Source organism: Peptoniphilus duerdenii ATCC BAA-1640 (assembly GCF_000146345.1).
Lineage (GTDB): Bacteria > Bacillota > Clostridia > Tissierellales > Peptoniphilaceae > Peptoniphilus_B > Peptoniphilus_B duerdenii.
Genome location: NZ_GL397071.1, coordinates 1442885 through 1468048 on the forward strand (window position 1 = coordinate 1442885; position 25164 = coordinate 1468048).

At 30.6% G+C, this 25164-nt stretch carries 24 protein-coding genes and 3 pseudogenes; 24 read left to right on the forward strand and 3 right to left on the reverse strand.

The features are described from left to right. The first annotated feature begins 2 nt into the window (after positions 1 to 2). The 4 genes from HMPREF9225_RS06450 to HMPREF9225_RS06465 all read left to right on the forward strand — a co-directional run bounded on the left by HMPREF9225_RS06450 (position 3) and on the right by HMPREF9225_RS06465 (position 4624). Positions 3 to 893: an ABC transporter ATP-binding protein gene (locus tag HMPREF9225_RS06450; RefSeq protein WP_008902143.1), complete on the forward strand. Its 891-nt coding sequence runs from the start codon at positions 3 to 5 to the stop codon at positions 891 to 893. Positions 894 to 1463: 570 nt separating this feature from the next. Further along, positions 1464 to 2315 carry an ABC transporter ATP-binding protein gene (locus HMPREF9225_RS06455; protein WP_040551387.1) on the forward strand — a complete coding sequence of 284 codons (852 nt, stop codon included), beginning with the start codon at positions 1464 to 1466 and terminating at the stop codon, positions 2313 to 2315. A 1-nt stretch (position 2316) separates the two neighbouring features. Further along, entirely contained in the window at positions 2317 to 3525 is a 1209-nt protein-coding gene (locus tag HMPREF9225_RS06460; RefSeq protein ID WP_008902145.1) for a brp/Blh family beta-carotene 15,15'-monooxygenase, read from the forward strand. Positions 3526 to 3538: 13 nt separating this feature from the next. After that, entirely contained in the window at positions 3539 to 4624 is a 1086-nt protein-coding gene (locus HMPREF9225_RS06465; protein WP_008902146.1) for a hypothetical protein, read from the forward strand. A 156-nt stretch (positions 4625 to 4780) separates the two neighbouring features. On the opposite strand, the gene HMPREF9225_RS06470 is transcribed toward HMPREF9225_RS06465, so the two are convergent. The 3 genes from HMPREF9225_RS06470 to HMPREF9225_RS06480 all read right to left on the reverse strand — a co-directional run bounded on the left by HMPREF9225_RS06470 (position 4781) and on the right by HMPREF9225_RS06480 (position 7517). Further along, the gene (locus HMPREF9225_RS06470) at positions 4781 to 5395 is read right to left on the reverse strand and encodes a hypothetical protein (RefSeq protein ID WP_141553741.1); all 615 of its coding nucleotides are present in this window, start codon (positions 5393 to 5395) and stop codon (positions 4781 to 4783) included. Positions 5396 to 5827: 432 nt separating this feature from the next. After that, entirely contained in the window at positions 5828 to 7159 is a 1332-nt protein-coding gene (locus HMPREF9225_RS06475) for a relaxase/mobilization nuclease domain-containing protein (protein ID WP_008902148.1), read from the reverse strand. A 1-nt stretch (position 7160) separates the two neighbouring features. Then, complete coding sequence (locus HMPREF9225_RS06480) at positions 7161 to 7517, reverse strand: plasmid mobilization protein (protein WP_008902149.1); 357 nt, start codon at positions 7515 to 7517, stop codon at positions 7161 to 7163. Positions 7518 to 7828: 311 nt separating this feature from the next. Between HMPREF9225_RS06480 and HMPREF9225_RS06485 the strand changes: the two genes are divergently transcribed. The 20 genes and pseudogenes from HMPREF9225_RS06485 (at position 7829) to HMPREF9225_RS06575 (ending at position 25157) form a co-directional block, all read left to right on the forward strand. After that, positions 7829 to 8440, forward strand: a complete 612-nt coding sequence (locus HMPREF9225_RS06485) for a TetR/AcrR family transcriptional regulator (RefSeq protein ID WP_002836644.1) — start codon at positions 7829 to 7831, stop codon at positions 8438 to 8440. A gap of 17 nt (positions 8441 to 8457) precedes the next feature. Continuing rightward, the gene (locus HMPREF9225_RS06490) at positions 8458 to 9039 is read left to right on the forward strand and encodes an MptD family putative ECF transporter S component (RefSeq protein WP_002836642.1); all 582 of its coding nucleotides are present in this window, start codon (positions 8458 to 8460) and stop codon (positions 9037 to 9039) included. A gap of 24 nt (positions 9040 to 9063) precedes the next feature. Next, positions 9064 to 9765, forward strand: coding sequence for an energy-coupling factor transporter transmembrane component T (locus HMPREF9225_RS06495; RefSeq protein ID WP_008902150.1), 702 nt, complete (start codon positions 9064 to 9066; stop codon positions 9763 to 9765). Then, complete coding sequence (locus HMPREF9225_RS06500) at positions 9758 to 11149, forward strand: ATP-binding cassette domain-containing protein (protein ID WP_002836639.1); 1392 nt, start codon at positions 9758 to 9760, stop codon at positions 11147 to 11149. Before HMPREF9225_RS06495 ends, HMPREF9225_RS06500 begins: the two co-directional genes overlap by 8 nt. A 35-nt stretch (positions 11150 to 11184) precedes the next feature. After that, positions 11185 to 12927, forward strand: a complete 1743-nt coding sequence (locus HMPREF9225_RS06505) for an ABC transporter ATP-binding protein (RefSeq protein ID WP_002836638.1) — start codon at positions 11185 to 11187, stop codon at positions 12925 to 12927. Then, positions 12924 to 14657, forward strand: coding sequence for an ABC transporter ATP-binding protein (locus HMPREF9225_RS06510; RefSeq protein WP_002836637.1), 1734 nt, complete (start codon positions 12924 to 12926; stop codon positions 14655 to 14657). Before HMPREF9225_RS06505 ends, HMPREF9225_RS06510 begins: the two co-directional genes overlap by 4 nt. A gap of 36 nt (positions 14658 to 14693) precedes the next feature. Next, positions 14694 to 16043 carry an MATE family efflux transporter gene (locus tag HMPREF9225_RS06515; RefSeq protein ID WP_002836636.1) on the forward strand — a complete coding sequence of 450 codons (1350 nt, stop codon included), beginning with the start codon at positions 14694 to 14696 and terminating at the stop codon, positions 16041 to 16043. Between the two features lie 319 nt (positions 16044 to 16362). Continuing rightward, entirely contained in the window at positions 16363 to 16773 is a 411-nt protein-coding gene (locus tag HMPREF9225_RS06520) for a sigma-70 family RNA polymerase sigma factor (protein ID WP_002836635.1), read from the forward strand. A gap of 435 nt (positions 16774 to 17208) precedes the next feature. After that, positions 17209 to 17418: an excisionase gene (locus tag HMPREF9225_RS06525; protein ID WP_035109578.1), complete on the forward strand. Its 210-nt coding sequence runs from the start codon at positions 17209 to 17211 to the stop codon at positions 17416 to 17418. A gap of 77 nt (positions 17419 to 17495) precedes the next feature. Then, positions 17496 to 18731 carry a tyrosine-type recombinase/integrase gene (locus HMPREF9225_RS06530; protein WP_002836633.1) on the forward strand — a complete coding sequence of 412 codons (1236 nt, stop codon included), beginning with the start codon at positions 17496 to 17498 and terminating at the stop codon, positions 18729 to 18731. A 144-nt stretch (positions 18732 to 18875) separates the two neighbouring features. Continuing rightward, positions 18876 to 19337 (forward strand): annotated as a pseudogene (gene metG / locus HMPREF9225_RS06535) (methionine--tRNA ligase subunit beta); the annotation flags it as partial. A 63-nt stretch (positions 19338 to 19400) separates the two neighbouring features. Further along, the gene (locus HMPREF9225_RS06540; RefSeq protein WP_040551399.1) at positions 19401 to 19682 is read left to right on the forward strand and encodes a CD1845 family protein; all 282 of its coding nucleotides are present in this window, start codon (positions 19401 to 19403) and stop codon (positions 19680 to 19682) included. 83 nt (positions 19683 to 19765) lie between these two features. Next, positions 19766 to 19870 (forward strand): annotated as a pseudogene (locus tag HMPREF9225_RS10665) (replication initiator protein A); the annotation flags it as partial. Between the two features lie 425 nt (positions 19871 to 20295). Beyond that, a complete protein-coding gene (locus tag HMPREF9225_RS06545) occupies positions 20296 to 20547 on the forward strand; it encodes a FeoA family protein (RefSeq protein WP_040551718.1) in 252 nt (83 codons plus the stop codon). Between the two features lies 1 nt (position 20548). Beyond that, positions 20549 to 20671, forward strand: a pseudogene (locus HMPREF9225_RS06550) (FeoB small GTPase domain-containing protein); the annotation flags it as partial. A 76-nt stretch (positions 20672 to 20747) separates the two neighbouring features. Further along, positions 20748 to 21143: a DUF4418 family protein gene (locus HMPREF9225_RS06555; protein ID WP_040551401.1), complete on the forward strand. Its 396-nt coding sequence runs from the start codon at positions 20748 to 20750 to the stop codon at positions 21141 to 21143. Further along, positions 21143 to 21847 carry an ABC transporter ATP-binding protein gene (locus HMPREF9225_RS06560; protein WP_008902156.1) on the forward strand — a complete coding sequence of 235 codons (705 nt, stop codon included), beginning with the start codon at positions 21143 to 21145 and terminating at the stop codon, positions 21845 to 21847. The genes HMPREF9225_RS06555 and HMPREF9225_RS06560 overlap by 1 nt, the downstream gene beginning before the upstream one ends. Further along, positions 21822 to 23159, forward strand: coding sequence for an FTR1 family iron permease (locus HMPREF9225_RS06565; RefSeq protein ID WP_008902157.1), 1338 nt, complete (start codon positions 21822 to 21824; stop codon positions 23157 to 23159). Before HMPREF9225_RS06560 ends, HMPREF9225_RS06565 begins: the two co-directional genes overlap by 26 nt. Before the next feature lie 9 nt (positions 23160 to 23168). Next, positions 23169 to 23837, forward strand: coding sequence for an iron transporter (locus HMPREF9225_RS06570; protein WP_008902158.1), 669 nt, complete (start codon positions 23169 to 23171; stop codon positions 23835 to 23837). 57 nt (positions 23838 to 23894) lie between these two features. Beyond that, the gene (locus tag HMPREF9225_RS06575) at positions 23895 to 25157 is read left to right on the forward strand and encodes a Fe-S-containing protein (RefSeq protein WP_040551721.1); all 1263 of its coding nucleotides are present in this window, start codon (positions 23895 to 23897) and stop codon (positions 25155 to 25157) included. The last annotated feature ends 7 nt before the right edge of the window (positions 25158 to 25164 follow it).

Here is a 25164-nt window from a genome sequence, read left to right on the forward strand (position 1 = left end):
TTATGGATGCTATAGTAAAAACAGATAATCTTTCAAAAAAATATAATGACAAATACGCTTTAAATAACTGTTCACTAACAGTGAATAGAGGAGATATCTATGGTATAATTGGTAAAAATGGTGCTGGAAAATCAACACTGATGAAAATTCTCTGTGGAATTACCGAGAAAACTCAAGGTGATTATGAATTGTTTGGAGGGAAGAATCTTTCAGAAGGAAGAAAGAAAATTGGAGCAATTTTGGAAAATCCAACCTTGTTTGGTAATTTGACAGGTAAAGATAATTTGAGATATTTTGCCATTCAAAAAGGCATTACTAATGAGAATACTATAAAGAAATCTTTAGAATTAGTTGGATTAAGCTACGATGATGGTAAGGTAGTTAAAAACTATTCAGTTGGTATGAAGCAGAGATTAGCTTTATCTGTATGTCTTTTGGGGAAACCGGAACTTCTAATTTTAGATGAGCCTATTAATGGAATAGATCCTACCGGGATAGTAGAAATAAGGGGCTTATTGAAAAGACTAAATGAAGAAAATGGAGTGACTATTATTATTTCTAGTCATGTACTTCCGGAGTTGGAAAATTTGGTAAATAAAATAGCGATTATTAATGACGGTCAAGTGATAGATAAATTAAGTTTGGATGATTTGCATAGCAGAGATTTTAATTATATAGAAATCTACACTTCAGATATTAATAGAACTGTAGAGATATTAAAGGAACAAGAAATCTCCAAAATTGATATTCAAAATGGCAGGATTCGAGTTAAAGAAAATATAGAAGACAGTTCAGAGGTTGTTAGTCTATTAGTTAATAATGGCATAAAAGTCTATGAAATTTTTAGAAAAGAAGAAACATTGGAAGAATTTTATTTAAAGATGATTAGCTAATTTGTTAATGATTCAAATTAAAATAACCAGTAAAGCTTCTATGTCATTTAAATATATAGGGAAGAGACAGCTCCACATCAGGAGCTGTTTTTGCTTTGTGTAATCATGATATAATATGTGAGGGAAAGAGAATTTATTCTATAAATATATTCCCACATACGAGGCTTTTGAAAATTTTCAAAATTTATCAATACTGACCACTCAAGCCAAGTTGAGAGTGTAGTATTGATGTCAAGAAAATAAGATAAGAGGTTATAAGACTGTTGAAATCAATGGCTTTTAGTATTTTAGAAGAAATCTTAAAAGCCATTTTTCTTTTTGGAAAATACCTTGTGGAAATATATTTATAGTAAGAATGATAGGGGTGTGTAGACAGAATAGATATTTGGAGTTGTGTGGACAGGATGGCTTAAAACATAAAGTAAAAGATAATAGATACTAATAAGGGATATAGTCTGAGAAAAACATTAGAAATGCAATATATTTGATAAAGTGGTAAAATATAATTAGTAGAATGCTTATTATGTTATCAATTTTTTTAAATTGCGTAATAAAAAGGGGTGTGTAGAGTTGAATATAGTTGAACTAAAAGATATTGGTAAAAATTATGGGAAGAAAGTTGCCTTAAAATCGGTGAACTTACAAATACCAGAAGGGATTTATGGTATCTTGGGAAACAATGGAGCTGGTAAAACAACTCTATTACGTATGATAACCAACGTAATGAAACCTTCGACAGGTGAGATTCTTTGGAATGACAATAATATTATGTCCATTCAAGATGCGTATAGGGATGAAATAGGATACGTTCCGCAAGAGTTTTCAGTTCATCCTGCCTATACAGCAAAAGATTTTTTATCTTACATAGGAGCGCTTAAAGGATTAAGAAATCAGGAATTAAAAACGAGAATTGAGGAGGTCTTGGATTTTGTTAACTTGTCTGATGTGGCAGATAAAAAGGTGTATAGTTTTTCAGGGGGAATGAAGCGTCGAGTTGGAATTGCACAAGCGATATTAAATGATCCGAGCATTCTAGTTTTAGATGAGCCAACAGCAGGATTAGATCCAAAAGAAAGAAATAGGTTTTCCAACATTATCAGTAAGATGAGTAGTGAAAAAATTATTTTATTTTCTACACATATTATCTCCGATATTGATGCTATTACCTCGAAAGTAATTCTTGTAAACAACGGTGCAGTGAGTGGCATTAAAAAGGTTTCTGAATTGGTAGATTCTATTCATAATATATACGAGATTACAGTTAATACAGATACCTTTGAAGAATTAAGAAAAGATATTTTTATTATACGTATTAAAGTAATTGATGGGGGGATGATTGTACGCTATCATGGGCCAAAAATTGAAGGGGCTACTGAAGTCAATAGTAATTTAGAGGATTATTTTATTGTAAAAGGAGATTGATATGAAAGGATTAACAAGGTTAGAGCTTAAAAAAATCATACATAGCAATAGTGCCATATTGCTTGTTATTTTTTTTCTTATCATACTATCCTCCATTGTCTCCATATCAAGTGTCGATATTATAGACAACAATGGTGAATTTTATAGTGGTATAGGTGGATGGAAAATATTATCAGAACAAGCCAAAGTTTCGGATGGATATGTCACCAAAGAATACATGCTTAAAGAAAAAGAACGTTATGATAGAAGTAATGGGAAACCATATATCGAAGGAACTCGAACAGAGGATAGGAAACTTGGATTAAAATTAGTCTATCCACAAGATTTTCTATTCATGACGTTAAATGCTCCCTATGGACAAGATATTTTAACGACCTATATAGACATGAATTTGACAGAACAAGAAATGGAAGATTTTTATGTTAATTGGCCAAAGACAGTTATTGAAGTGCTTAAAAGGACAGAAACGCCGTATTCTGACCAAGAGTATAAATTAATATATTCCAAAGCGAAGGCGGTCGAAGAACCTTTCTATTATGCGTATAATATGGGGTGGCAGGCGTTTTCGAATTCTTTAGAACAGACTTGGTGGGGTTTTGCGATTTTTTTAAGTGTCCTCTTTGCATCTGCATTTCAAAAAAATTCAACGGTAGGCATGAGTGAAATTACGCTTTATAATCGAGAATCAAGAAAGAAATTATATGGTCATAAAATATTCGCTCAATTGCTATTTGGAGCAAGTATATACTTAATGTATATTTTATCAATTCTTCTAATTGTAGGTGTTATTTATGGACTTCACGGTTGGAATTCGTCCATACAATTTATTGATTCAATGAATATCTTTTCTCTCAAAGTATGGCAAGGGATATTATTTAAGATAGCAGTAGGGTTACTAGCTACGTTTATTTATGTATATTTTATATCCTTTTTATCTTTGTTATTAAAAAACGATAAAGGAACAATTGTAGTATTTACTTTATTAGAAGTGTTGTTAACATATAAATCTAATTGGCTGGCTAACACTTCTGAAGTAGTATTCAATCTACTTCCGCAAAATTTTATTCGTGGGATATTGAGTACGAATAAACTTTTTTTTATAGGAGATCAGATAGTTCCGTATGGGTTTGTAACAATAATGGTTGGCTGTCTATACATTCTTATTCTCGAATTTGCTAGTAAATGGTTATTGAGAAATTATTATATTTAAGGAGGGATCAGGAATGAAAAAGTTAAATACACTCCACAATGAAAACTTAAAAACGCTCTTAAGAGAAAAAATTGTTTTTGTTTACGGAATAGCCATTATCTTCATCATCCTATCCGGCCTTTTCAGTGTCTCAAAAGAATATTTATATCAAGAAAATATGGAAATTAGTGATGGAACAGAATGGAGATTTTTTATTGAAGATACTAAATTGTCTAATGAATCAATTTCTACAATGATAAAAAAATATATAGATGCTGATGTCTCCGAACGAAATACGATTGATGTTCAAGATCAGTTTATTGTAGAGAAGATAAAAAGGGTATATGGGGAAAATTGGAATACTCTTGAAAATGCCAATAAAAAGTTTTTTGGTGAAAGGGCGAAACTTATTGAATCACAAGATTCAGGAAAAACACCTACTTTACAATCATTACAAGATGGTTATGTCGAAGGTTGGAAAGTTATCGATACGCTTTTCCCACAAACACTTTATGTAATATGGCTATTTATTATGCTCATGTCAATCCCTATTTACCATAAAAGTAAAAGATCGGGATTTCATGAAATAAATATCAGCACAAAATATGGAAAAGACCAAATTAATAAAATCAATTGGATTAATGCCTATGAACTTTCAACTGGTATGTTCATCTTTGGGATCGTACTTCTTTACTTATTTGTTTGGAGTAGGTATAGCCTAAATGGATACCATCTAAATATTCAAACAATACCTAAATATTTTTTAGCAACGACATCCTGGAGCATATATAAAACATTTATAATGCAAATCCTTATTGCTTATATAGAAACACTTGTCATAGTAAATATTAGTTTAATTATCAGTATTCTAAGTAAAAGCGTCAAAGTGGGTTATGGTCTAATGGTTTTATTGGGTGCATGGCAGTTTACTTTGTTGAAATTATTTAGAAATAAGAGTCATATGATTTTCGTTAACTACTTACCTTCTGAAATTTTTAAAATTGAAAATTTCATCTATGTGGGGATAAAACTGGTGTTATTTCTCGTCTTATTATTTTTGATAAGTGAGTTGATCCTTTATGGATTTATTAGAAAAGTTAAAGAGCATGAATATGTATAGTACTTTTTTAATGTTTCAGAGGGCTGAGCATAAAAAACTATTCAATACTCATGAAGGATCGACAAAGTTATAGATAAGTGGAACAAAAAAAGTAACGGGAGTATATGATGTCCCGTTACTTTAGATAATCTTATATTTTAAAAATTAAAAAACAATCTATTTCTTAAATAAATCATCTTTAATCGAATAGTAATTCCCAACAAATAAAACTTCCCAAACTCCATCAGTATTTTTTTGCATAAGGACATCATCATAATTGCCATCAAGTCTTCGTGCTTCCATAACAATCAAATCAGATTTGTCGACATTAGCTATTAACTCGCTATTAGCTCGTGGTTCTCCATAAATTAATTTTTCAAATCTAGGGTCTACTGAAGTGCCTACAGTCATTTCTTCAGAGAACTCATCATATTTTGGATAAAGATCAGGATGCTCATCAATGTACTTGCTAAGCCCATTCATTATAGATACAAAATCTTCTTTTGATCTTTTTGGAGCTAATCCACTTCCAGCGACAAAAGAACCAGCAATTCCATCTTCTTTATATGTCTTTTCATTTTTCTTGCGTTGTTGAGAAATCTTTTGATCTATTGCAATATCTTCTTTACTTCTATCGAATTCATTCAAGTTATCATTAGACGTTAATTTAGAATTATTCATATTAGACTCAGTAGATTTGATATTTTTATAACCTGAAAATTTATTAATAGAAAATAATAGAAGTATAATTACAACGATAAAAACTGGTAAAATAAGATATTTTCTTTTCATTATTTTCTCCCCACCTCCAATTACTACATATATCATACTCCTTTATTCTATAAATAGCAATTGAATAGACCAGAAACAAAACAATCAGGTCCTGGATGTCGATGCTCTTGTAACGGTAGTACAAATTACGCCTACAATGACGATTCAGCTAGAAATTAACTGAGGAAAAATCTTTAAAAAAGTGCACAAATATATAGTGTGGTATCTAAGTATTAGTGCATAATCAGTCGTAAAAGTAAGTGGACTTCCTATAAATTTTTAATCATGCCACTTATTCTTGTAAACTTTGTAAATATAATTATTGGGATATTATTTACAGGTAGGTTCTATAAAACGCACAGTCAAAATAGTCTTGTAGATAGAATAAGAAGTCTAGAATAAAAATTTGTAAATAATTTTAAAAAAGCTATAAGTTTATCCGCTTATAGCTTTTTATCTCTCCACTTCCTTTCCATAATAATTTTCATAGTTTTTCCTATACTGAACAAGTTCAGAAAATTGTTCTTTATTCAAAGAATACTCTTGCATAAGGGTGTTCTTTTTTTCTTGCAATTCATCGAGTTTCGTTAGTATTTCTTTTGTATTTGGTAGTTTTTTATAGTTTTCTAAGATTTCTTTAGCGGCTATTTTATAGACGGAAAGTTCACTATAATATTCTTCTTCAAATTGCCTATCTTCAGGATTTTTTTTGTGGTATTTATAGATTTCATGATACTTATTTATAGTATTTATATTTTCCATATCTTGGGATAAACTCTTCATCTCAGTTTCAATTTTCTTTATTTTATCTAACAAATCTTGTCTATCATCAGCAGATTTTTTGATTAGATCATCGAGTTGTGTAATTGAATTAATTCCCTGTTCTCTAAGCTTAATTATTGAATCAGCCATTGTTTTGATATTATGTTTTCTTGCCCAAACTTCATAACCTTTAGAGGACTTAGCCTTTGTATTAGTAGATATATTAATGACATTTCCTATTCTTTTTTTAATAGGATTAGCTTTGTTCATAATAGCTAAATCTATTCTTTCTTTGATTTTTTCTTCAGTATAATCTTCTCCGATAGTCTTAGCTCTTGTAAATCTTTGCTTATCTTTATGACGAAAAGCAATGTGTTTACCAAACTTAATTTCATAATCAATAGATTTCATATTTTCTAAAAACTCTTCCCATGAGTTAGACCTATTAATCATTCTATCTATATCAAATTGTAGTTTAGACTTCCAAGAATTTCCTTTCTTGTTTTGGTCATATTCGTACCAAGATTTACCTGCAGTTTTATATTTTCTTTTGTAAGCTTCATAATATTCATCAATGACTGAAAGCTTATTTTCTTTACATAATTCGTCACTTTGATACCTAATTTTATGGTAAGATTTTTTATTAGATTGGTAGCATTTGCCAGTTTTGTAATTAACATTATTAAAAATAATATGGTTATGGATATGCCCTCTATCTACATGAGTTGCAAGAACAAATTCATAATCTTCTTTTAAAATTTTTTTACATAATTCCATGCCAATTTCGTGAGCTTTTATAGGATCAACCTCTCCTGGTAGAAAAGATTGAATTAAATGTCTAGCTAAAACTGTACCTTTAGTATCATTGTCTTCTCGTGTTTTCATAAATTGAATATGGGCAGTAGATGGATAACATTTAAATGAAGATACCAAGACTTTTTCATCAGTTTTTTCACTCTTAGTTATATAGTCTATTGCCAAATTTAGAGTTGATTTTATAGGATGTATTTTTGTAATTGCCATATTAGTCACCAGAACTTTCTTTTGATTTATTAAGAAGTAGGGAATGGATCTGCCATATTTCTCTTGATAATTTTTCTATCTGCTTATTCATTGATTCAATTTCATTTTTGTAAATAACACCAGTTGTATTAGTAGCTTTTGCAATCTGGTTTATGTTATTTGTTACATTTGAAAGTAGCCATTGTAGGTTTCTAAATGGTTCTAGGTCTACAACATAAATCTCTTTTTCCAATACGCATTTTCTAAGAAAGTGAGACATAGTTTTACAATTAGCAAGTTTCATTTTCTTTTCAAAAACTTCTTTTTCTTCATCTGTTAAATATATTTTTAGTTGATTATTTCTTTTTCTATTATCCATAGTATATCTCCTTATCATAAATTATTGGGGTCTTAGGGTTCTCCCTAACAAGGTAAAATTGATAAAAAAAGAAGCAGTCCATAAAGGTTCTGCTTCATCAATTTTTCGTAAGTGGGTACTCACTTACTGTGCTTGCTATTAAAGTTATAAGCGTTAAGCGTTTATTCAGTTTTATTAATTATACCGCATTTAAATAAATTAATTAAGAAGTATACGGTAGAGTAGAGCAAAATTTATAATTTGATTGATATTGAAAATATTTTTCAATTAAGATATAATAAAAACCGAGGGAATCCTCGGAAAATAATTGAATGATTGGAGGTATTTTATTGAAAGATAAGGAAACAAAAGTTGGTCAAATTAGAAAAAAAGAAATTCGAGATGCAGCAATGAGATGTTTTTTGAATAAAGGATTTCAGAATACAACAATGGAAGATGTGATTAAAGAAGTTGGCATGAGCACAGGTGGTGTCTATCATCATTATAAAAGCACAGCTGAAATGCTTAAAGATTTAATGCTTGATGGAAATCAGTATAGAAATAATTTAATTGATAATTATTTAGAAGCTCACATAGGTCAAGATAAATATGAACAGATGAGTGAAATTTTAGTGGATAAGTGTCTACCAGATACAGATATTACTAAGGTTTATTCTCTTTTATTACAATCAAAAAAATATAATGAAGATTTAGAAAAGATGTTTCAAGATTTGAAAACAGAAACAGTAAATCAATTAGATTCAATATCTAATAAATTAGGAATTGATTCAAAGATTTTTGAAGATGGTTTTTTAGTAAATTATATAAATGGAATGATATTAAGCTCGCAAGTTCTTAATGCAAGAGATTCATATGATGAGAATAGGAAATATCTAAAAGATACAATTTTAAATTATATTTTAGATTTAGAAAAAAATAGATAACTAAGGAGGTTTCAGAAATGAATAAAAAATTAGAAGTTAGAGATTTAATTAATGTTGGTTTGTTTGCAGTACTTGGGTTTATTTTTATGCTAATAGGCTCATTTACAGCTATGGTTCCTGTTTTGATGCCAATTGTTCCCTTAGTACAGGGAATTTTAGTTGGACCTAGTAACATGCTTTTTTCAACAAAAATTAAGAAGCCAGGAATGCTTTTTATTCAAACAATGCTAATATCTTTAGCTTATGTCATCATGGGTCATGGTCCATGGGCACTTTTAACAGGAGCAATTGCAGGATTTATTGGAGAAATAATATTAAAATCAGGCTCTTATGACAGTAAAGGAAAATCTAGATTAGCATTTTCTTTTTCAAGTCTTTGCACTTTAGGAAACTATGTTCCGATTATCATCTCAAGAAATGAGTATGCACAAGGGCTTTTAAATCAAGGTTATAAGCAAGAATTTATTGACACAATGATGAAAGTTATGCCTGATTGGATTTTAATAGTTATGGCTATTTTAGGATTTATTGGTGCTTTTGTAGGTTGTAGCTTAGGAATTGTGTTTTTGAAAAAACATTTTTCAAAAATTGGTAAGTAAGAATTAGGGAGCGGGTTATTAGATATGATAAGGATAGATTTTAGAGCAAAATTATTTTTAATGATGGTTATTTCTTTTATTATGACAATTGGAAATATTCAAAGCCTAAATCCTATATATTATGTATTAATATGTATGCTCCCTACTTTTTTATTATTTTTATCTGGACATATAGAATCCGGGATTAAATCAATCATACTTTTTATAATATTGAATATTATAGAAATTAATATTAGGGAATTAAATGATTCTATAATATTATCACTTATACACATAGTTATAATTATAATAAAAAGAGTTTTTGCACCTATGGTTATGGGAAATTATATAATTTTAACGACTAGTGTAGGAGAAGCAATTTGTTCATTAAAAAAGGTGAAGTGTCCTGATCAGATAGCCATTCCTGTTGCGGTTATGGTTAGATATTTTTATGCAACAAGAATTGAGTATAGACAAATAAAACAAGCTATTTATTTGAGGGGTATAAGTTTTAGGAAATTTTTAAAGAATCCTATTTTATTAATTGAATATAGGATAATCCCACTATTGATGACCCTATCAAATTCTGCTGATGAATTGACAGTAGCTTCATTAACTAAGGGTCTTGCTGTCAATCAAAATAGATCAAATATTAGAGAAGCAAAGTTAACATTTGCTGACTATTTAATTTTTTTTGTTTCTATTTTAGTTTTATTTTTTTATATAAGAGGTAGAAAATATGCTTAAAATAAGAAAGCTTGATTTATCTTTTGATGATGAAAATATCTTAAAAAATCTAAATTTTGAATGTAAAGCTGGTGAAATTACAGTTATTACAGGACATTCTGGATGTGGAAAAAGCACACTATTAAAAGCAATTAATGGAGTAATACCTGAATACCTTGATGCTAATATTAATGGAGAAATAAAATATAACAGCCTAGATTTACTTAGTAAAAATATATTTGAAAGATCATGTATTATTTCAAATGTATTTCAAAATCCAAAATCTCAATTTTACTGTATGAATTCCACTGAGGAGTTAGCCTTTCAGCTAGAAAATAGAAATACTGACAAGTCAGAGATAATCAATAGAATAAAGAAATACTCAAAACTCTTAAATATAGAATACTTATTAGACAAAAATATATTTGATTTATCTGGTGGAGAAAAGCAAATGATAGCACTTGCAGCTTGTGCAATTTCTGAAAATGATATTATTTTATTAGATGAACCATCTTCATCATTAGATAATGAATCTATAGAAAGGTTAAAAGAAGCCTTAGTGAAATTAAAAGAATTAAATAAGATAATAATTGTTGTGGAACATAGATTATTTTATTTAAAAAATATAATGGATAAGCTATGTATTATTGATAATGGGTCTTTAAATTTATACGAAAAAGAAGATTTAAATGATTATAATTTGAAAGCTATTGCAGAAGGATATGAACTTAGAACATTTAATAAAATAGAGAAAAGTGATTTAGAAATTAATAAATATTATAAAGTGAATTTATTGGATGATAAAAATAATTTTAGCAATGGAGATTTATCATGTCATAATTTTAAGAAAAAATATGAAAAGAATAAAATTTTTGACTTTAGTATTTCCTTTAATAAGGGAGTAAATTTTATCATTGGAAAAAATGGAATAGGGAAAAGTACTTTCATTAAATTATTGACCGGTATTACAAAAGGTCACGGAGATGTATTTGTTAATCAAAAAAAAGTTACAAAACAAAATAAAGAAATTTTTATGGTAATGCAAGATCCTAGCTCCCAGCTTTTTACAGAAAGTGTATTATCGGAAGTATCAACAGTAAGTGAAGATAAAAGCCTAAATGAAAAAATGTTGGAAAAGATGGGATTATTATCAAAGCTTGAAAAACATCCTCAAAGTTTATCGGGAGGAGAGAAGCAAAGATTGTTGATTGCTATAGCAAGGCTTAGTAATAAACCTATTATTATCTTAGATGAGCCTACAAGTGGATTATGTAAACCACAGATGAATACATTAATTAATTTCCTACACGATATGGAGAGAGAAGGAAAACTCATTATAATTATTACACACGATTTTGAATTTATAAAACACTGTGATGGTACAATATATGAATTTCTAAAATAAAATGCAAATGGATACAATTATGGAGGTGTTAAATTATGAAAGAAAAAAGTCCTGCTGTAATATTGTGGGAGCTTGCATATAAGGAACATTCAAAGTTAAAAACATCTGTATTTATAGCAAGTATCGGTGTTATTGCCGGAATTGTTCCATACATTGCTGCAAGCCGTATTTTAGTCTATTTATTAAATGGAATTGCAGATTTCAAGGTCTATTTTTTATGGATGGGAATAGGTCTGTTATCTTATATTTTAAAATCTGTTTTATACTCTACGGCGTTATCTGTATCTCATAAAGCGACTTTTAGTGTATTGAAAGATATTCGCTTGAGAATGATTGATAAACTTCCGAAGATGCAGTTAGGAGAAATAATCTCTGTTCCAAGCGGAAACTTTAAGCAGATTATAGTGGATCAGGTTGAAAGTATGGAGAAACCGCTCGCTCACCTGTTGCCTGAAATGACATCGAATCTCTTAGGTTCTTTGAGTATATTTATTTACTTATTATTTCTTGATTGGAGAATGGCTCTTTTATCATTAGTATCCATTCCTGTGGGGATGCTTTTTATGGGACTCGTAATGAAAAATTATGCTGTTCAATATGAAGGATCTGTAAAGGTAAATCGAGAAATGAATTCTGCAATTATTGAGTATGTTAATGGAATAGAAGTGATAAAAACATTTAATCAAGACAAGAGATCGTACGCAAAGTACAAAGATAAAGTCATTGCAAATGCAAGATACTTTTATGAATGGATGAAGAGCTGTCAGTTACCTGTATCTTTATCTAAAAACATATCTCCTACTACAATGATCACAGTGCTTCCATTTGGTTGGTATTTCTACATTAGCGGCAGTTTAAGTGCAGAAGTATTTATATCTGTAATTATTCTATCTTTAGGTATTGCAGGACCTTTACTTGAAACAATCAATTTTGTTGATGGTCTTGCTAAGATAGGGACTATTGCAAATTCTATTAACTTAATTTTAGAAGGAAAAGAACAAAAGCATTCTGATAGAGAAGTGACTATCCAGCAATATAATATTGATTTACAAAATGTAAAGTTTGGATATGAAGAAGAAAAAGAAATTCTTCATGGAATATCCCTAAACATAAAAGAAGGTACAACAGTGGCTTTTGTTGGACCAAGTGGAAGTGGCAAGTCAACTTTAGCAAAATTAATAGCTGGATATTGGGATAGCATGGAAGGAAATATAAATATTGGTGGACACAATCTTAAGGAAATTCCATTAAAGCAATTATATAGTTTGACCGCCTTTGTTTCTCAGGATAATTTTTTGTTCAACGAAAGTATTAGGGAGAATATAAGAATGGGCAATCCAAGTGCCAGTGATAAAGAAGTAGAAGACATTGCTAAGAAATCGGGTTGTCATGATTTTATTATGAAAATGGAACATGGTTACGATACGGTTGTCGGAAGTAGTGGGAGCCATGTTTCTGGTGGAGAAAGACAAAGAATATCAATTGCAAGAGCAATGCTCAAAAATGCACCTATTGTAATACTTGATGAAGCTACTTCATATATAGATCCTGAAAATGAAGTGATTATAAAGCAAGCTTTATCAAAGCTTATAAAAGATAAAACGGTGATTATTATTGCTCATAGGTTATCAACTATAACAGATGCAGAACAAATATTCTTAATTGAGAATGGAGAGCTTGTTTCACATGGTAAGCATGAAGAACTTATGGAAGATTCTGAGTTATACCAAAAGATGTGGAATGCCCATATTGGAGTAAAGGATGGTGAAATAAAATGATAAGTGCCTTAAAGAAAATTTTAGACTTCTCAGGTGATGAGAAGAAAAATGTATACCATTCTATATGGGTAAGTTTCTTGTTTGCAATTTTTCACATGCTCCAAATCAGTGCAATATACATTATTGTTAAAGCTATTGTTGAAAAAGATATGAGTATGACACCTGCATGGATTGCTTTGATACTTCTTGTTATAAGCATAGTTGGCAGAAGTGTTGCAAATTATTATTCACAGTTACAGCAATGCCATGCAAGTTATTTTATGGTGGCAAATAAAAGAGTTGCAATAGGTGAAATGCTCAAAAAAATACCTATGGGATTCTTTAATGAAAATAATATTGGTGAAATCGTTGGAATTTCTACAACTGTTTTGGAAGATGTAGAAAATACTGCGGCAATGGTTATGGTAAATACCTTATCTGGTTTTATTAACACAATAATTTTTACAATAATGATTTTGGCTTTTGAATGGAGGATCGGTCTTATTGTTACAATTGGATGCTTGTTGTACTTATTAATTCTTTCAAAAATGGAAAACAAGTCAAGAAATGTTCTTCCTAAAAGACAAGTGGCATCGGCAAAATTAGTTGACACTATTTTAGAACAAATAGGTGGAATGGCTGTTATAAAATCCTTCAATTTAACAGGGAAAGGAGATGAAAAAGTCAGAGATGCTATTGAAAATAGTAGAAAAATAAATCTTGATTGTGAAAAACTGTTTACACCTTATACGATTTTGCAAAATATTCTTTTGGATTTGTTTAGCATTTTGATAATAGGTGCAGGTATTTTCTTTTATATTAATGGAGAACTTTCATTCTTAAATACAGTTATGACGATTATAATTTCTTTTCTTGCTTTTTCTCAAATAAAATTGGCAGGAAGTGCAACAACCTCTCTCAGAGTTGTTAGTGGATCTATTGAACAAACAAAGAAGTTAGAGGAATTTCCACAGATGGATATTGATGGAAAAGACATAAAGCCTACTACTTTCGATATTTCTTTTGATAATGTAGAGTTTTCATATTCAGGCAAAAAAATCCTTGATGATATTTCGGTCAAGATACCACAAAAACAAATGACAGCTATAGTTGGAGCTTCAGGAGCTGGAAAAACTACATTTTGTAATTTGATAGCGAGATTTTGGGATGTAGAGAAAGGAGAAATCAGCATAGGTAAACATAATATTAAAGAATATTCATTGGAGTCATTAATGAGACAAATTAGTATGGTTTTTCAAAATGTTTATTTATTTCAAGACACTATTGAAAACAATATAAAGTTTGCCAAGCCAGATGCTACTCATGAGGAAGTTATAGAAGCTGCAAAGAAAGCGTGTTGTCATGAATTTATTATGAAACTTCCTGAACAATATGAAACAGTTATAGGAGAGGGAGGTGCAAGTTTATCTGGTGGAGAAAGACAAAGAATATCTATAGCAAGGGCTATGATAAAAAATGCCCCGATTATTATTTTTGACGAAGCTACTGCAAATGTAGACCCTGAAAATGAGGATAAACTACAGATTGCTATGGAAGAACTTACAAGAGATAAAACTGTAATAATGATTGCACACAGACTAAAAACCATAAAAAATGCAAATCAAATTCTTGTCTTGGCTAATGGAAAGATAACGCAACAAGGTACACATGAAGAACTTATTCAAGTTGATGGTATCTACAAAAAATTTGTTGAAGCAAGACAAGTGGCAGCAAAGTGGCAGTTGTCATAAGTTATAAAAATATTGAAAACAACTGGAGGAAGTCATATGGGAAAACAAGATATGAAAACACAACTATTAACCAAAAGTCCTAAAGAACTGTTATTTAAGTTGGCAATTCCCGGAATAATCGGGATGATTGTCATAGGATTGTATCCATTTATGGATGGTGTGTTTGCAGGATGGCTCATTGGTGATTATGCTATGTCAGCCATTAGTGTGTCTATGTCCTTAACGATTATAAATGGAGGAATATCGGCATTGATTGGCGTTGGAAGTGCCTCAATACTATCAAGAGCAATCGGAAAGGGCGATAAAGAAACGACAGATAAAATATTCGGGAATTTTTGTTACTGGGTAATATTTTTTTCTGTAATTATCACGATATTGGGTTTGGTTTTTGCACCTCATTTTTTAGATTTGGTAGGAGCTAAAGGAAATATTAAAGAACTTGGTGTGAGATATTTAAGAATAGTTTTCTTTGGCTCTATATTTGTGAATTTTGCTCAAGCGGGAAATATGACAATGCGTGGCGAAGGTGCATTAAAGCAATCAATGATGATTATGGGCGCGGGAGCTATATTAAACATTATTTTAGATCCTATTTTTATGAAGTTGATGGGTGAATATGCGATTGAAGGTGCAGCTATTGCAACTGTAATATCTCAAATTGTACAAGCAATATTGACATTCCACTATTTTTCAAAGAAAAGTGCTTTTGTAGGGATCCATAAAATTCAAAAATACAAGGCAATTTATAGCGAAATGTTCAGTATAGGAAGTTCAGCAATGATGATGCAAATTTTATTTGCAGTACAGCAAACATTTTTGTTTAAGCAAGCCTTTGCGTATGGAGGAGATGATTGGGGAATTTTGATGTCTGCTACAATGCGATTATATATGTTTTCCTTTATTCCACTGTGGGGTATGAGTCAAGGCTTACAACCTGTTATTGGAGCTAATTTCGGAGCAAAACAATACGGAAGAGTAAAAGATACGATGAAGATTTTTATGTATGGTGCAACAATTCTTGCAGCTGCTTCATGGATACCATCAATGTTTTGTTCAGAAAAATTACTATCATTATTCAGTGTGAGAAGGGAGATTATTGAAGTTGGTGTTGTAAACTTTAAGATGTTTTATTCAACATTCATCTTATATGGAATTATGATTATGACACTTACATTTTTCCAATCCATAGGAGATGGAAAAAAAGCAGGCATGATTGTAATGCTTAGACAGTTAGTTTTATTTATTCCTGCAATATTACTATTTCCAAAGGCATTTGGAGCGTCAGCAGTTTGGTGGACAGAACCTATCGTAGATTTTAGTATGATTATGTTGGGACTGTTTTTAATGCTTAATGGACTTAGGAAAATGGGAAAAGACAAAGCATAAATACAAGGACATTTGATATAAAAGCGAAAATAATCAAAAGAGGCTGTAGGTATGGATGCTATTTATCTATAATGAACGGAGGGAAAGGGAGATGAACAAGTGTATAAGTTACCTTGTAGAATTGAAATGGAATAAAAATACTCCTTTTTTCTATAATTCTTGTAGTTGTCTGTCTTTACATTTTCTCGTCTAAACAATTAAATATAGTAAAAGAAAGAACGGATTTCTTTCATTTCAGAGGACTTCTTATGCCAAGATGCAGGAGTCCTCCTTTTTTGTCTGAAAAACAAATAGACAAAAAAGAAATGGAGGAAACTTTATGGCAAAAGAGTATTACCTTTATGTCAGAGGGCAAAAGGTAAAAGTCAGTGAAGATATTTATAAAGTCTACTGGCGAGAAAAAGAACACGAAAAGTATTTGGAGCAGGTGGACAAGAAAAACCACTTGCTATTTTTTTCGTCTCTAAATCACGATGGGAATTTTGAAGATAATCTAGAAGATAAAAATGTTGATGTTGAAAAAGTTGTAGCTACACAAATGATGATTGAAGCACTAAGAAATGCAATGTCAAAGTTAAATAAGGATGAACGAGAAATAATTGAAAGATTATATTTCAATGATGAAACACTTCGTGCAGTATCAAAGACTCAAAATATATCACATACTGCTTTAATAAAAAGGCGAGATAAGATTTTAGAAAAACTAAAGAAATTTATAGAAGAAATATAGTTTCTGGTTACCAAAGAGGGCAAATTTTCCTTTATAAAGTGAGGGGAGTTTTGTCCTCTTTCTATTTTAAAAGCAATCTAAATAATATTTGAACCTTAACAATTGAATAGACCAAGACAAGACATTAATCATTTTTGGAGCGTAATAACCTATCCGCCAAGATCTTTCTGCTGAATAATTCGGTAAAACAAGTACTGCTAAGCAAAAAGCAAGGGAAGAAGAAAGGGAGCGATAAGTAAGAGTTTGAACATAGGGAGGGATACCCTATTCGCTATGAAGAAAATGAGGATAATGATACTTCTAAGGTTGAAGCCGGCTCATCCTGAACAGAGGCGGAGGTGAGATTCCTATGTTGCTAATCCAATGCACTTGTCAATGTCAAAAAACTTTAAAAATATTAAAATAAATATTTTAAATATATTATTTGGAGGATTTATGATTAATGAAAATATAAAAGTAGTTCGTGTTTGTGAAAAAGCATTTCTAACATTAAAAGAAGCATCTGAATATTTTAATATTGGTCAAGATAAAGTTAGACAATTAACGGATGAAAATGATTGCGATTTTGTATTATTTAATGGTAGTAAGCGTCTTATTAAGAAAAAGTTAATGGAAGAATATTTAAATAGACAGTTCTCTATTTAATCTAAAACTATATATAAAACACGCTTAATGCGGTATAATAATTATAGCGTGTCTTTTATCAAAAAAGGAGAATTTTTATGGTAAAAAGACGCAAAGATAGTAAAGGGGTTGTTTTAAAAGACGGTGAATATCAAAGATCAAATGGCACTTATGAATTTAAGTGGCAAGACAAAATAGGTCGTAGAAAATCTATCTATGCGAAAACTCTAAAAGAATTAAGAGAAAAGGAATTAGATATTTTACGCAATACTATAGATGGAATCAACAACGAAGGAAGTAGCTTATCTGTAAATGATACTTTTAAGCTATGGACAAAGGTAAAAAGAGGTTTAAAAGATAATACCTTTAAAAATTACATCTATATGTATCAACAATTTGTCGAACCGACTTTTGGTCGCATTAAACTATCTGATATTAAAAGATCTGATGTTAGAAGTTTTTATAACAGATTAAAGGAAGATCAGGGATTGATGGTTTCTACCATAGATTGTGTTCATACTGTCTTACATCAGGTTTTAGAATTAGCAGTGGATGACGAATATATAAGATTTAATCCATCTGACAATGCTTTGAAGGAATTGAAAGTAGCTTATCGAAATGAATCTCTGAAGAAAAAAGCCATGACAATAGAAGAACAAGTGCTATTTGAAGAATATTTATCTAATAGTGATGAATATAAAAAATGGTATCCAATATTCATTGTTATGCTTTGGACAGGAATGAGAGTTGGAGAAGTTACAGGATTGCAATGGGACGATCTAGATTTTGATAATGGTCTTATAAATGTAAATAGGACTTTGGTATATTATAGTAAAGGTAAAGGATTAAACAATAGATATGCTATTAATACACCGAAGACAGTATCAGGTAAGCGAAGTATTCCTATGGTTCAAAAAGTAAAAGATGCTTTTCTTATGGAAAGAGAGTTACAAAAGACTTTTGGAATCGAATGTTGTGATTCAATCGATGGATTTAAAGACTTTGTATTTTTAAATAGGTTCGGAAAGGTTCACAATAATGGAACACTTAATAAAGCTTTAAGAAGAATTGTTAGAGATTGCAATTTAAGTATAATGGATAAAAATAAATCGAGCTCTAATGATATTCTATTAGTTCCACATTTAAGCAATCACATTTTCAGACACACCTTTACTACAAGGCTTAATGAACAAAATATAAATACAAAAGCAATGCAGTCTATTCTAGGTCATTCTGATATTAGTACAACAATGGATATATATGTAGATGCAACAGAAGATTTTAAGATAGAACAGATGGGAGAATTTGAAAAAGCGATGAAATTTATATTTTAGAATTTACGACAGCTTACGACAAATTTACGACAATTTGCTAGAAATCTATAGGCACTTATAGAGAGTTAGCAAATTGTCGTAAATGGAAAAGTACCATAAAATAGACTTTTATAGAGATTTAGACAATTATCTAAAGTAGAGGGGATTTTCCCAACAATGAAGCCATTGGGAGCAAGTAAAGATGCGGAAGGACAAGAAATCTTAGAACCAGAGACAGAAACAATAAAGATCGATCTATCAAAGGTTAAGGTTGAACCATTATTCGAAGACTGTGTAGACTTTGAAACATTTTCAAAATCAGATTTCAGAGTTGTAAAAGTTAAGGCTTGCGAAGAAGTGCCAAAATCTAAAAAACTATTGAAATTTACATTAGACGATGGATCTGGTAAAGATAGAACAATTCTTTCAGGAATAAAAGAATACTATAGCGCAGAATCTTTAGTTGGCAAGACTCTACTAGCTATCACAAACCTACCACCAAGAAAGATGATGGGCATAGAATCAGAAGGTATGCTTCTATCAGCAATCTGCGAGTATGATGGAGAAGAAATGTTAAATCTTATAATGTTAAACAAAAACATACCAGCAGGCTCAAAATTATATTAAAGAACACGCTAATTATGAAACTGGGGTTTGTTATGAATCCCAGTTTAATTTTTAGGGGTATGTATGAGATGGATAATTATAATAATTTTATTACCGATAAGATTAGTGTTGAGTTTGCTCATAGCTTTTTTAACCTTCATATTAAGTTTGAGTACTACGTTGTTAAGCGTAGTATCTACTTTAATTTTTATAATTGGATTAGCTAGCATATTTCAAGGAGATAATCAAATTGTAATTGAAGCACTAATCTTAGCATTTTTATTTAGCCCATTTGGATTACCTAAATTAGGTATATATGTTATTGGATTATTAGAATTATTAAACTATACAATAAAATCTATTTAAAGAAAAATAAATATTAGACAATCGTAGACGATAGAAATCAATAATTCTGTCGTCTTTTTTTATTTCAAAGAAAGTAGGTAGGAATGAATTTTGATTATTTTTATAATAGGCAATCTGAGATGTATAACTTCATTAGGTTGACTATGGTATTAATGGAAGATGAAATTTTTGAGAGCATTTCTATTAAATAAATTATTTTGAGAATAAGTTTTGCTTATAAAATTACTAAAAATTACTAAAAATTATTAAAAATTATTAAAAATTACTATCTAACAAAAAATAAACGAGCCTTCTTTATTAAAGTTCTTCTATTATATAGGCCAATAAAAAAATTATAATATACAAGGCAACATAAGAAAGACAAATTAAAAATATTCTTAATCTTAAAAATATGCTCTTTTAAAAAAAAACTGGAAGAATTGATTTAAATTTTCGATTTCCTATGTTATAATAATTAGGAAAGTGATAATCAAATTCAAATATTAATTTATTTTAATAAAATTAAAACTAGAAACGAGTGGTTAGATGCTTAGCTTAGTAATGGCACCCTTAAATGTTATATAAGATTTTAAGGATTAAGTCTTTAGGAGATAGTAATGTAACTGAGTCCCACCTGGCGAATCTTGGTTTTGTCAAAGATGCAGTTGTAGGAAAATACTACATCGTTAAAAAAATCAATGGTTCTGGTCCTTTGAAAAGAAGGATAATGGACATGGGAATTACAAAAAATTCAGAAATTTACATAAGGAAGGTGGCGCCACTTGGCGACCCTGTGAAAATTAATATTAGACATTATGAACTTAGCATTAGAAAAGCAGATGCTGAATTAATTACAATTGAAGAAATAGAAAAGAAGGATGACTAAGATGGCTATTACTATTGCACTTGCCGGCAACCCCAATAGTGGTAAGCCAACACTTTTTAACGGCCTCACTGGTTCCAACCAATATGTTGGTAACTGGCCAGGGGTAACTGTTGAAAAAAAAGACTGGTAAGTATAAAAAAAATAAACACGTTTTTATATTACAATTTTATTAATAAAGATAAATAGAAAGGATGATTAAAATGAGTAGAAAGAAGATTTTAGGATATATTTCTGCTATTATAGGTTTTTTGTTAGTGCTTGCACCAAAATTTATAACACCCGTTTGTCCTCCTGTGGAAAATGGGATGTTCATGAAATGCCATTGGATGGGAAATATGACTATGGGTATTGGAGCAGTCATTTTAGTGTTAGCAATTATTTTTATTGTAGTTAAAGATTCAAAAATATCTTTAGGATTATCTATTTCAAATATAGCAATTGGTATTTTAGAGATACTAAATGCTCATGTGCTTATTGGTGGATGCATGAAAGCCGATATGGCTTGCAGAGCAAAAACCATTCCGTTTTGCATATTGTTGTCAGGCATATTGGTTTTAGTTAATATTTATTATTGTATGAAAGAAAGAAATTCATAATGGAATCAATAATTAAAACTGAAAATTTAAGTAAGAGTTTTAAGAGAGGTTCTAATACACTTTTTGCAGTTAAAAATGTAAACTTTACCTTGAATGAGGGAGATTTTGTCAATATAATTGGCAGAAGTGGTTCTGGGAAGTCAACTTTTTTAAATCTTTTGTCTGGTTTATTAAAACCGACTGAAGGTAAAATTTTTGCTAAGGGCAAAGATATGAGTGATTTTTCTGATATAGAAATTAGCAAATATAGGAATGAAGTCATAGGTTTTGTGCCACAAAGTCTAGGAACACTTCCAAATTTAAATGTTTTAGAGAATGTGTCTCTTCCTTATTATCTATTTAAAAGAGATGACTCTGCTTATGAAAAAGCCGCTATGCTTCTTGATGAGATGGGAATTTTGCATTTGAAAGATGATTTTCCTAGAAATTTATCTGGAGGAGAGCTAAAAAGAGTGCTGATAGCCAGATCTATGATTAATTCACCGGAACTTTTGATTTTAGATGAGCCTACAAGTGATTTGGATAAAAATACTACTATGGAGATAATGGATTTATTAAAAAAAATAAATTCTAAAGGTACTGCACTTATTGTAGTTACTCATGAGCTAGATATTTTAAAATATGGCAATACACTTTGCCAAATGGAAGATGGAAGTTTAATAAAAAAGGGGGATAGAGATGAATTTATTAAAGAAAAGGACTAGCATTTTCGCAATGATAGTAATCATGATTACCCTCACTTTTATGTCTGCTTTTGCAGAAGAAACAAAGTATGGTAACTGGGTTGAAGTCGCTGATGCTATGTCAGAACATTTACAAAAGGCCGTGGAAGTTTACAAGCCTGGAGATAAGGATGCTAAAAAAGCAGCCACAGATGCAATTAATGTAGCTTACTTTAAATTCTATGAAAAAATCGGATTTGAAAAAACAACTATGTCTGCAATTTCAGGCCAAAGGGGTTCAATGGTTGAACATCAATTTTACAGAGCAAAAAATTCTATCAAAGAAGATGCAGACCCAAAAGAAGTTAAAGATGAAATTGATGCACTTATAACTTATCTTCATGAAGATGCTCATACTCTTGATGGAACCTCTGGAGATTCTAAGTCCACTGGTGAAAGTCAAGAAGATGCAAATAGCCTTTCAACAGGTCAATTGTTGGGAGAGCTGCTAAAAAGATTTGGTACATTTTTTGCAGTTCTTGGACTTACACTTCGTGAAGGACTTGAAGCCATTTTAGTTATAGCTGCCATTGCTGCATATTTATCAAAGACTAATAATAGAATTTATTTAAAAGGTGTATATATTGGAGCCTTGCTAGGTATTGTTTTTTCGGCAGTCCTAGCTGGAGTATTTAATATCATCGCCAATACAGTGGGAGAAGTTGAGTCTGGAATGGGACAAGAAATATTCGAAGGAATTGGGATGTTTCTTGCTGTTATCGTACTATTTTATGTATCCAATTGGATGCTTTCTAAATCTGAAGTTGAAGTTTGGAACAGATACATTAAAAACAAAGTTGAACAATCTGTTTCCAAGGGTAATTATTTTGCCTTAGCTTTCACTTCATTCTTAGCAGTAGCAAGAGAGGGTGCAGAACTTATTTTGTTTTTCCAAGGTATGAGAACAGGCATTTCTGATAATCCGATGCATATGTGGATTGGACTTTTAGTTGCCGCCATAATACTTGCAATTGTATATTATTTAATTGCTAAAGTTTCTGTAAGGCTACCATTAAAACCATTCTTTACATTTACTTCTTGGCTAATGTTTATACTTTGCTTGTCTTTCTTAGGAAAGGGCATAGGAGAATTACAAGAAGCAGATGTAATTGGCAGAACTATAGTTCCTTGGATGAATGGATGGTCTGCTGAAGCTATAGGAATATACGATAGGTATGAAAATCTTATTCCACAAATTATTCTATTAGTAGTAACCATTGCTTCTGTTATTTATCAAAATAATAGAAACAAAAAAATTAGAGCTGAGCTTGAAGCCAGCCAAGAAAAAAAATAGGAGGGTATTATGTTAAAAAAGAAAAGTTTATTTCTTGTTGTTATGACACTTGTGTGTGCATTAATGTTTACAGCTTGTGGTAAAAAAGAAGATACAAAAGCTAATAATACAGCTAAAACTTCTACAGAAGAAAACACATCAGCTGAAGGAAACAAGAAAGAAGAAGGAGGAGATGCAAAAGCTGCAGCTCCAGGAGAAGATGCAGGATTCGAAGAATTTCCAATTGGCGATGACCATACTGAAGGACCTTTAGTAATCTCTGGTGTATATTTCCAACCAGTTGATATGGAACCAGCAGGAAACTCAATTCCTAAAGAAGAAGCTGACTGCCATATGGAAGCTGACATTACAGCATCTCAAGAAGGTTCAACATTAGGTTATGGTGTTGGTGATTTTGTTCCATGGTTAAAAGTAAAAGCTTATATACAAAAGAAAGGTTCAGACCATGTTCAAGAAGTAGCTTTCATGCCAATGAACGCATCTGATGGTCCGCACTATGGTGCAAATGTTAAATTTGACGAAGGTGTTGGCGTTTATAATGTAAAATTCGAAGTAGCTGCACCAGGTAATGACTACTTACTACACGTAGATAAAGAAACTGGTGTAACAGGTAGATTCTGGACAGAACCACTTGTTGCAGAATGGACTGACTTCGAATGGAACGGACCACAATGGTAAAATTTTGAAAATTTTTAATATTTTGAAGGGGAATTCATGTTCCCCTTATATGCATTTATGGGGGGTGAAATTATTTTAAAAATTTTTATTAAAGTTATGGAGGCGGGAATAGCCTTTTCTCTAATGATTTCTTTAATACTTGCCTATTATACAACTAAAGAGAGCAAATATAAAAAGTATGTTATTATAATTTCTTTAGTTTTAGGGGTAATTGCAGCAATTGTTTCAATAATTATAAGAAATATACCTAATTTTATTAATAGAACAGAATTGAATTTCTGGTCTATGGTACCCATAGTTATCTCAGTATTTTTAATATTAATTTTTATGATATTTGAAGATAAGATAAATGCTAAAATTTATGATAATTTCATTTCAGCATCGGTTGTTGTTTATCTTGTAGGAATTTGTTTTTATTATTTACCATATGTATTTAACCAATCAAACAAATTTGTATATTATGGCGAAAGTGCTGTTTCGACTATTGTACTTTTTAGGATTTTAGGCTTTGTTTTTGGGATAATCATGATGATTTTATCAGGACTTGCCATATATAAGTCTTCAGTTAAACTTGAAGGTAAAAACTTAAAGATTATTGTTTTTTTGAGCTTGATATGTTCAGGTATAAGCCAATTTAACGTCATAATTCAAAGATTTTATTCTAAAGGGATTATTCCTAGAAATGTTAACTTTTTTAGAGTTATTGCATTTATAGCTAATCACGAAAATATGTTTTTATTTGCAACAATGTTAATTATGATAGCTATTCCAGTAATTTTATATAAGCAAAATATTAAAGTTAATGAAGATTATAGCAATAGGGCTCAGTTAAGAAAAATAAAGTATAGAATGAAGAATAAAAGACATTGGGCAATTTTTTTCCTTGCCGTTCTATTTATTAATACTTTTTCATTAACGTTTGGAAAGGCATATGCTAATAAGGGACAGGCCCTTTCACCACCTGAAGATTATCAAACTGAAAATGGAATGATTGTTATTCCTTTAAGTAGCTTAGAGGATATGCATTTGCACAGATATTTGTATAAGGCAAAGGATGGTGCACAAATGAGATTTTTCTGCATTAAAAAATCAGAAGGTTCCTATGGAGTTGTACTTGATGCCTGCGAGATATGTGGTCCATCTGGATATTTTGAAAGAGGCGATGATGTTATTTGTAAGTTGTGCGACGTTGTAATGAATAGGGGTACAATAGGTTTTAAGGGTGGATGTAACCCGATACCTTTCCCATACATTGTCCATGATAAAAAGATAAAGATTGCGCCAAAAGATCTTGACGCATTGTCTTATGTATTTAAGTAGGAGGGCT